Here is an 8,189-nt window from a genome sequence, read left to right as displayed (position 1 = left end):
ATCTGGCGGTGCAGGCCATACCCGAGGCCAGTCTTGGCATGCCGCTGATTCCGCAGGCGGCACAAAGCGGCATTGGCAGTGTGCTCGATCTGGGTAGCTTTACCGGCGATGCCCGCGTTACCGTCGCGCCGTGGCCGTTAATCGCGGCGGGGCAGCGTGTGTGGTTGCGTGTTGAAGGTACTGCGCAGAATGGTTCGGACTATACGATTACGCTTTACACCAGCTCAGCGGTTATTTCAAGCGAAGTAACGGCCGGCCTCTCTAAAGCGCTGTTGCGCAGCGAGCTAGAAAAGCTGCGCGATGGCTCTGAGCTCAAGGTGGTGCTGGAGGTTACTTTCGATCGCAGCAGCAACCAGAGCGAGGCTGTTGCTTTTCCATTGCGGACCTATGTCGTCAAGGCCCTCCCCGAGACACTGCCTCCACCCGGCGTAGAGGGTGTACCCGAGGGCGGTGTGCTCGACCCCTCCCAAGCGCAAATCTGGACTCGTGTTCCCGGCGATGCGCTGCTGGTCGGCGACCTAGTCGTGGTGATCTGGACAGATAAAAACGGTGTCGTTGCCGAATACCGCTCTCCAGCCAAACCCTATACAACGGGAGATATTTCCAATAACTACTTACGCTTCCCGATTCCTTCGGCTGACGTCCAACGATTCGTGGGTACGGATGTCCGCGTGACCTACCTGCGTGATCGCAATGGAAATATCACCGGGCCGTCTCAAGCATTCAATATGAGCGTAGGCATCCCTGTGCCCCTGGCGTTCCCCTCCTTCACCAATGAGCCCTATCGCACTGTACCTGGGGGACAACTCAAGGACATCATTCTGCTGCTCAGCCGCGAAGGTGGCGCTCCCGTCCCAAACGGCAAAGTCACTCTGACCCTTCCGAGCGGCTTCACTTATGCCGACGGCGCCAGTGGTCCGCGTGAATTCACAACCGGCACGGACGGCACCGCCACAGTCAGCGGCGTGAAAGGCCATACCATTCCAAACGTATACAGCTTGATTGCCACCAGTGGCTCTCAGTCCGCCACGGCATCGGTGACTATTGCGGCACTGGAGCTCATAGACAGTATTGCGGTCAGTAGCCCAATGGGAGTAGCTGTTCGCCCTGACGGCGCCTACCTATATGTATGCAATTATGATCTAAAGCAAACGGTCTCGGTGATTGATGCGGCAACCGGTAGGATGGAAGTACCTATTTGGTCAGGACTCCGTCCAGTGCAAATTGCTGTCAGTCCGGACGGCAGTCGCGGTTACTTCAGCGCTACCACACATCACCTCGTTGTTGTGTTTGACATGATAGCGAATCGGATGATTGACACCGTGGTTGTATCTGAGTCATACGGAATTGCGGTCAACTCGAACAGCTCCCGCGTTTATGCCTGCAGAGGGTCGGGTTCTCATGTTAATGCTGTCGTGGTGATTGACGCGGCGACGACAACAATAGCGGCGGTCATTCCGATGCCAGCATTACCCCGTAGAATTGCCATCAGCCAAGTGGGCAACTTTGGGTATGTCTGTAGCCAGCAAAACAGTACTGTCGTGGTGATTGACACGACAACCAATAGCATATTGACAAATATTCAAGTAGGGAATAACCCAAAAGGGGTTGCCATTAGCCCGGACGGTAGGCGCGCCTATATCTGCAACACTGATAGCCACACAGTCTCAGTAATTGAAACTGCGACACATAGAGTGCTGGTCAACATCCCTGTTGGCAACAGCCCAAATGAAGTGGCCGTCAGCCCTGACAATACCCGCGCTTATGTGTGCGGTGTGGGGAATGCCAGCGGCACGATTTGGGTAATCGATACCGCCACGAACGAGGTATTGACGAGCACTTTGTTAGAGGCGGAACCCACCGGAATTGCGGTCAGCCCAAACGGTACACGGGTTTATGTCAGCCTTTTCAGTAGCAATAAGCTTTTGGTGCTCGCGGCCGGCTAATATACGGATATCAGACGTCGCCGCGAGCAGGGAAGGGTGCGCACTCATTTTCGCGGCTACACTGCCTTGCGCCATTACCTACGACTGCACCAGCATTCTCTCGCTTGTGAGTATTGGTTTTCACACAGTCTGGTTGTGCTTCCCTCCCTCTACCAGCCCAACCTCATGATCTTGAAAGCTCTCACAAGTGCCCATGCCGCAGGCCTTTGGGAGCGACCTGGGATACCGAAGAAGCCCAGGCACGGTCTTTAGCGACTGATAGACCGGGCGGTGATGGGTTTTTGTTGTTTGCTCCATGCACTGCGGACGCTACTAACAATCATAGAAACAAGAACTCGTCTACTGTCAAACCTGACAGCAGACAGCCCCGATCTTTCCCCTTAAAATCAGTATCTCCTTGATGGTTGAGAAAAGCTGTTCGCACTCGGTAGTACCGATTAAGGCCAGGGAAACTCTACTAAAAAACGATCGCAAGAGGTAGCTTGTCATGGCCAAGCCATTTCGCATTGTAGTTGACTTTAACGTTTCTGATTATCCTGACCAAGCGCAGGTCTATATCCCGCCCGATGAAAATTACCGTGAACTACTGCTCGGCGCCCAAGTTGGTGACGTGATTGACTTTATGCAGGGAGACAAGAGACTTTCTGGAAAGGTAGCGGCACGAGGTTTTGCTTCTAGATCATATGAAGATCCGGATGATTCAGACTGGATGTTCCAAATCGTCCTAAGCCGCTTCTAAATCCGAGGAAAATTTTTGCCCGTTAACTTCGCAGGCAAACTATTAACACGGCCTACCTGCAAACGAAGGAAGCAACAACCCACGACTACAAGGTCATTTTTCATGGAGCAAGGATGACCACTAACCTGCGTGCAGTCGCCACCATTTTCTGTCTAGCGACAGGCCTTGGTGGCTCCACCCCATAGGAGCATCACCATGTTCAAAGCAACCCCCAACCCACTGAACACCGATCCGCCCCCCCACACAAAACCGCCGCCACTAAAAAAATCGACGAAGCCGCCGAGTGCGCCCTCGACCACCCCCGCTGGGCTGCGAAGCGGCCCTCAAACCAGGCGCCACGATGCAACGGGTAGGCCGTGCCAACCGGTTTGCGACTGCTGCGCAGTCGAGCGGGGATAAATCCCCTCGCCACAATGAACCCGAGTTTCCTGGCGACCTGACTAGACCGTGATGCCATGCTGGCCGAGAAACGCGACAAACGCTTCTTCATCCAACACCTTGAGCCCCAGCTCATTGGGCTTGCTCAGCTTCGACCCCGCCCCCAGCCCGGCCACCTTGGTCCCCAGACTCTCCAGCTTGTCCTTGGCGACATCGATAAATCATCTCGCAACGGAAAAACGCTAGGGCATCTGCAATATGCAAACTTGGCTCATCTCCCGATCGTAGAAGGCGAGTTTTGTCATATAGCTCAGTGAAACGACCTCCAATTTTATGAGCTTGAAAGCACGCGAAAAATGGAGTGGCGCAGAATGGTGAGCGCCCTGCAGGAGAGTACGGGGTGGTGGAGCAGGAGCGCAAGATCTCCGGACTCGCGCTCCTTTACGACGCTGGAGAATGATTCTATAAATAAGCCGCATGCCGACAACTTGGAGCCCATGGCATTTAAGCAAGTTTCTTTTGTATCCTTTCAATATCAGCCGGAACTCCGCTTTGCACCATAGAGAGAGATAGCACCCACGACTGATCAGCAGTATCTATGTAATATTTACCGGTTACGGTTCCGAAATATATCTCTCCATTGACTGCAACAAGAATATTTTCGCCGTTCTGCGCAGCTATAAGAATCTCGCGGTGTGGAGAATCATGAGGGATCCAAGCGTGTGGCCCACCTACAATATTAATATCAATTTCCAGTGGAGCTGGCATATTAACACCTCTTCTTGATGTCAATTATTTAAGAAGGCTTTCTCTGTTTGAGAAAGATTTTTTAGCCTTGATCGATACTTCTGAGCGATCGCCGTCTGCCTCATCAACTCAAGGTCGTACCAATTGTATTTTTTAAAATGTGCCGAATCTACTGTCAGACTTAACAGTAGATTTGTCATGGCTTTTATGCATTCGAAAATAAGGGGGCACATTTATTTACCAGAGATACATCCTATGAGAGCGAGGAAACTCGCTTTCATAGCCCCGATTTTGCCGAAACTGCACCCCACCACATCCTTCACCCTCGGGCTACGCCGCCTTACGCCACTGCCTACAGCTGCGCCAGAATCGCCGGCTTATAAGCCTATGGCCCGGGCCTTATCGTTTCCAGGTCGCTGACAAATCAGAGATCGGGTTTAGCGACCCGGATCATTGTAGTTGTATAAGAGGTCCATGCTTCGTTGCAGGTCTAACTGCAAGGATGCTGTGGCGGCTGTATGTGGGAAACCTTCGGCTCTGCCGGGTGCCTATGACCAGCTCGCTAAACGTATGGAGCCGCCGCCATTTCTGTTTAGCGACAGGTCTTGGTGGCTCCATCACATAGCAGCATCACCATGTTCAAAGCACCGCCCGACTCGAGGCTGATCCTGCACCCGGTCAACTCTTCACCGTCGTTAACAGCATCGACACCAAATGCCTGCTCGCCAACCTCAACGAAACCCTGTGGCGAGGGGATTTATCCCCGCTGGGCTGCGAAGCGGCTCTCAAACCAGGCACAGGATGCAATAGGTAGGCTGTGCCAGCCGGTTTGCGACTGTTGCGAGCGGGGATAAATCCCCTCGCCACAATGAATCCGAGTTTCCTGGCGACCTGACTAGACCGTGATGCCATGCTGGCCGAGAAACGCGACAAACGCTTCTTCATCCAGCACTTTCAGCCCCAGCTCATTGGCCTTGGTCAGCTTCGACCCCGCCCCCGGCCCGGCCACGACGCAATGGGTTTTCGCCGACACGGAACCGGCCACCTTGGCCCCCAGGCTTTCCAGTTTGTCCTTGGCGACATCGCGGCTCATCAACTCCAGCGATCCGGTCAGCACCCAGGTGTGCCCGGCTTCGGGCAGGCCTTCGACGACTTTCTTCTCGCTCTGCCAATGCATGCCGAAGTCCCGCAGCTGTTGTTCCGCAGCCTGGGCCTGCTGGCGATTGGCGGCGACAGTGAAGAACTCGCGCACGGCGTTGGCCTGTTTTTCCGGCAGGGCCTGGCGCATGTCCAGCCAGTCGGCGTTCATCACCGCTTCGAGCGAGCCGAACTTGTCCGCCAGTTTCTGTGCCCCGCCCGGCCCGACCGAGGGAATGTTCAGCTTGTCCAGGAAACCGCCCAGGGTGGTGCTGGCGGAGAACTCGGCGCCCAGTTCGCCCTGGTCCTGGATATCCAGGCCATGGCGCAGCAAGCCCTCGATCACCTGGCGGTTGTGCGAGTCTTCGAAGAAGCTGTGGATCTCGTGGGCCACTTCCAGGCCGACGTCCGGCAAGTACGTGAGCACTTGCGGCAAGGCCGCTTGCACACGCTCCAGTGAGCCGAGGGAGCGGGCCAGGACCTTGGCGGTTTCCTCGCCCACGTCCGGGATGCCGAGGGCGTAGATGAAGCGCGCCAGGCTCGGTTTCTTGCTGTCGACGATGGCCGCCAACAGGTTCTTGCTCGACAGTTCGGCGAAGCCTTCCAGGTCGACCACTTGCTCGAAGGTCAGGGCATACAGATCCGCAGGCGAGCCCACCAGCCCCTCGTCCACCAACTGTTCGACGCTCTTCTCGCCCAGGCCTTCGATGTCCATGGCCCGGCGCGACACGAAATGAATGATTGCCTGCTTGAGCTGCGCACCACAGGCCAGACGACCGACGCAGCGGTACACCGCGCCTTCGCTGATGGTTTCGCGGCCCTTGCTGCGCTTGATCAGTTGCGTGCGTTCCACATGGGAGCCACACACTGGGCACTGTTGCGGGACTTCAACGGGACGGGCGTTTTCCGGGCGGCGCTCGGTGACCACTTGCACCACTTGCGGGATCACGTCACCGGCGCGGCGGATAATCACCGTGTCGCCGATCATCAGGCCCAGGCGCGCCACTTCGTCCATGTTGTGCAGCGTGGCGTTGGCCACGGTCACGCCTGCCACCTTGACCGGCTTGAGTCGCGCCACGGGTGTCACGGCCCCGGTGCGGCCGACCTGGAACTCGACGTCCAACAGCTCGGTGAGTTCTTCGCTGGCCGGGAATTTATGGGCGATGGCCCAGCGCGGTTCCCGGGCGCGGAAACCCAGTTCGCGCTGGGAGGCGATGCTGTTGACCTTGAACACCACGCCATCGATTTCGTATGGCAACGCGTTGCGCCGTTCGCCAATGTCGCGGTAGTAATCCAGGCACTCGTCGATGCCGTGAGCCAGTTTCAGTTCGCGGCTGATGGGCAGACCCCAGGCCTTGAGCTGCTTGAGATTGCCGATGTGGGTGTCGGCAATGTCCGCCGTCACCTGGCCGATGCCGTAACAGCAAAATTCCAGCGGACGATTGGCAGTGATCTTCGAGTCCAACTGGCGCAGGCTGCCCGCGGCCGCGTTGCGCGGGTTGGCGAAGGTCTTGCCGCCCGCCTCCAGTTGCGTGGCGTTGAGACGCTCGAAGCCGGCCTTGGACATGTACACCTCGCCGCGCACTTCCAGCACCGGCGGCCAGCCACTGCCCTGCAGCTTGAGGGGGATGTTGCGCACCGTGCGCACGTTGACGCTGATGTCTTCGCCGGTGGTGCCGTCGCCGCGCGTGGCGCCGCGCACCAGCAGGCCGTCCTGGTACAGCAGGCTGACCGCCAAGCCGTCGAGCTTCGGCTCACAGCTGTACTCCACCGCCGCGCCACCGCCCAGCAAGTCGCCCATGGGCAGGTCGAGGCCTTCGGTCACCCGGCGGTCGAATTCACGCATGGTGGTTTCGTCGAAGGCATTGCCCAGGCTGAGCATCGGGATTTCGTGGCGGACCTGGCTGAAGGCCGACAGTGCAACACTGCCGACACGCTGGGTCGGGGAGTCGCTGGTCACCAGCTCCGGATGCTGCTCTTCCAGGGCCTTGAGCTCATGGAACAGGCGGTCGTACTCAGCGTCCGGGATGCTCGGTTCGTCGAGGACGTGGTAGCGGTAGTTGTGCTGATCCAGCTCGGTACGCAGCTGTTGGATGCGGGTTTGGACGGCAGTCATGGATGTTCTCTCATAAAGCAAAAGAGCAGCCTAGGCTGCTCAATTTTCTCAAAACATGGGGGGTGCTTCGCACCCCAGCGGGAGCAAGCTCCCTCGCCACAGCAAGCTCCCTCGCCACAAAAGCTCTCCTGCCGCAAGAAGCTCTCTGGCCAGGGAGAGCCTGTGTCATCGTTCAGCGCTTCTGGGTCAGCGCCCGGCGTTCGAATTCGACGATGCGCTGGCGGTAGTGTTCGATGGTCTGGGCGGTCAGCACGCTGCGCTGGTCGTCCTTCAGCTCGCCGTTGAGTTCCTGGGACAGCTTGCGCGCCGCGGCCACCATCACGTCAAAGGCCTGCTTGGGGTGACGCGGGCCGGGCAGGCCGAGGAAGAAGCTCACCGCCGGGGTGCTGAAATGGTCGATGTCGTCCAGGTCGAACACGCCTGGCTTGACCGCGTTGGCCATGGAGAACAGCACCTCGCCGTTGCCGGCCATGCTTTCATGGCGGTGGAAAATGTCCATCTCGCCAAAACGCAGGCCGCTCTCCAGGATGTTCTGCAACAGCGCCGGGCCCTTGAAGCCGGCCGGGTCGCGGCAGATCACGCTGATCACCAGCACTTCCTCGGCCTGGGCCTGGTCCTTGTCGCCGCGCACGGGTTTATTCTCGTCCGGGAAGTCGTCGTCGCGGCTGCTGAAGCTCGGGCCGCCGTCCAGGTCAAGATTGAGGTTCAGGTCGCCCTGGGACGGTTCGCTGTTGCGCTTGCCGCGCTTGGAACCCGTTTCCCGTGGCTCGCGCACTGGCGCGCTCATCGACGGCAGGTCATGCTCATCCAGTTGCGGCTCCTTATGGGTATCCAGCACCCGGGGCGGGCCCAACAGCTCGGCATTGCCATCGTCATCCGGCAGGTTCGACAGGCTGCGGTCGAGACGAAACTTGAGTTTCCCCTTGCCGCCGCGCATGCGGCGCCAGCCGTCGAAAAGAATACCGGCAATGACAATAATGCCGATGACGATCAGCCACTCGCGCAGACCGATTTCCATGTAATCCCGTGCCTCTATAAAAATGCTGAAAAATAAGGGGCTTAGCTATGTGCAAACCGCTTTAAAACGTGGCGCCAACTCTATGTTCTGAATGGCGTTTTGCCCACG

At 57.7% G+C, this 8,189-nt stretch carries 4 protein-coding genes and 2 pseudogenes; 2 read left to right on the top strand and 4 right to left on the bottom strand.

The window, feature by feature from the left end; genetic code table 11:
• Together MKS85_RS07270 and MKS85_RS07265 are read left to right on the top strand one after the other, a co-directional pair.
• Positions 1 to 1,946 (top strand): annotated as a pseudogene (locus MKS85_RS07270) (hypothetical protein); the annotation flags it as partial.
• A gap of 487 nt (positions 1,947 to 2,433) precedes the next feature.
• Complete coding sequence (locus MKS85_RS07265) at positions 2,434 to 2,685, top strand: hypothetical protein (protein ID WP_310662797.1); 252 nt, start codon at positions 2,434 to 2,436, stop codon at positions 2,683 to 2,685.
• A 440-nt stretch (positions 2,686 to 3,125) separates the two neighbouring features.
• Here the strand turns inward: MKS85_RS07265 and MKS85_RS28910 are convergent.
• The 4 genes and pseudogenes from MKS85_RS28910 to zipA all read right to left on the bottom strand — a co-directional run.
• Positions 3,126 to 3,278, bottom strand: a pseudogene (locus tag MKS85_RS28910) (hypothetical protein); the annotation flags it as partial.
• Between the two features lie 289 nt (positions 3,279 to 3,567).
• Positions 3,568 to 3,831, bottom strand: a complete 264-nt coding sequence (locus MKS85_RS07260; protein ID WP_310662796.1) for a hypothetical protein — start codon at positions 3,829 to 3,831, stop codon at positions 3,568 to 3,570.
• An 874-nt stretch (positions 3,832 to 4,705) separates the two neighbouring features.
• Positions 4,706 to 7,063: an NAD-dependent DNA ligase LigA gene (ligA, locus tag MKS85_RS07255; protein WP_310662795.1), complete on the bottom strand. Its 2,358-nt coding sequence runs from the start codon at positions 7,061 to 7,063 to the stop codon at positions 4,706 to 4,708.
• A 172-nt stretch (positions 7,064 to 7,235) separates the two neighbouring features.
• Positions 7,236 to 8,081 carry a cell division protein ZipA gene (zipA, locus tag MKS85_RS07250; protein WP_047227166.1) on the bottom strand — a complete coding sequence of 282 codons (846 nt, stop codon included), beginning with the start codon at positions 8,079 to 8,081 and terminating at the stop codon, positions 7,236 to 7,238.
• Positions 8,082 to 8,189 lie beyond the last annotated feature (108 nt).

The organism is Pseudomonas sp. JL2 (assembly GCF_031570495.1).
Classification (GTDB): Bacteria; Pseudomonadota; Gammaproteobacteria; order Pseudomonadales; family Pseudomonadaceae; genus Aquipseudomonas; species Aquipseudomonas rhizophila.
This window is presented reverse-complemented; position numbering and strand designations above follow the sequence as displayed.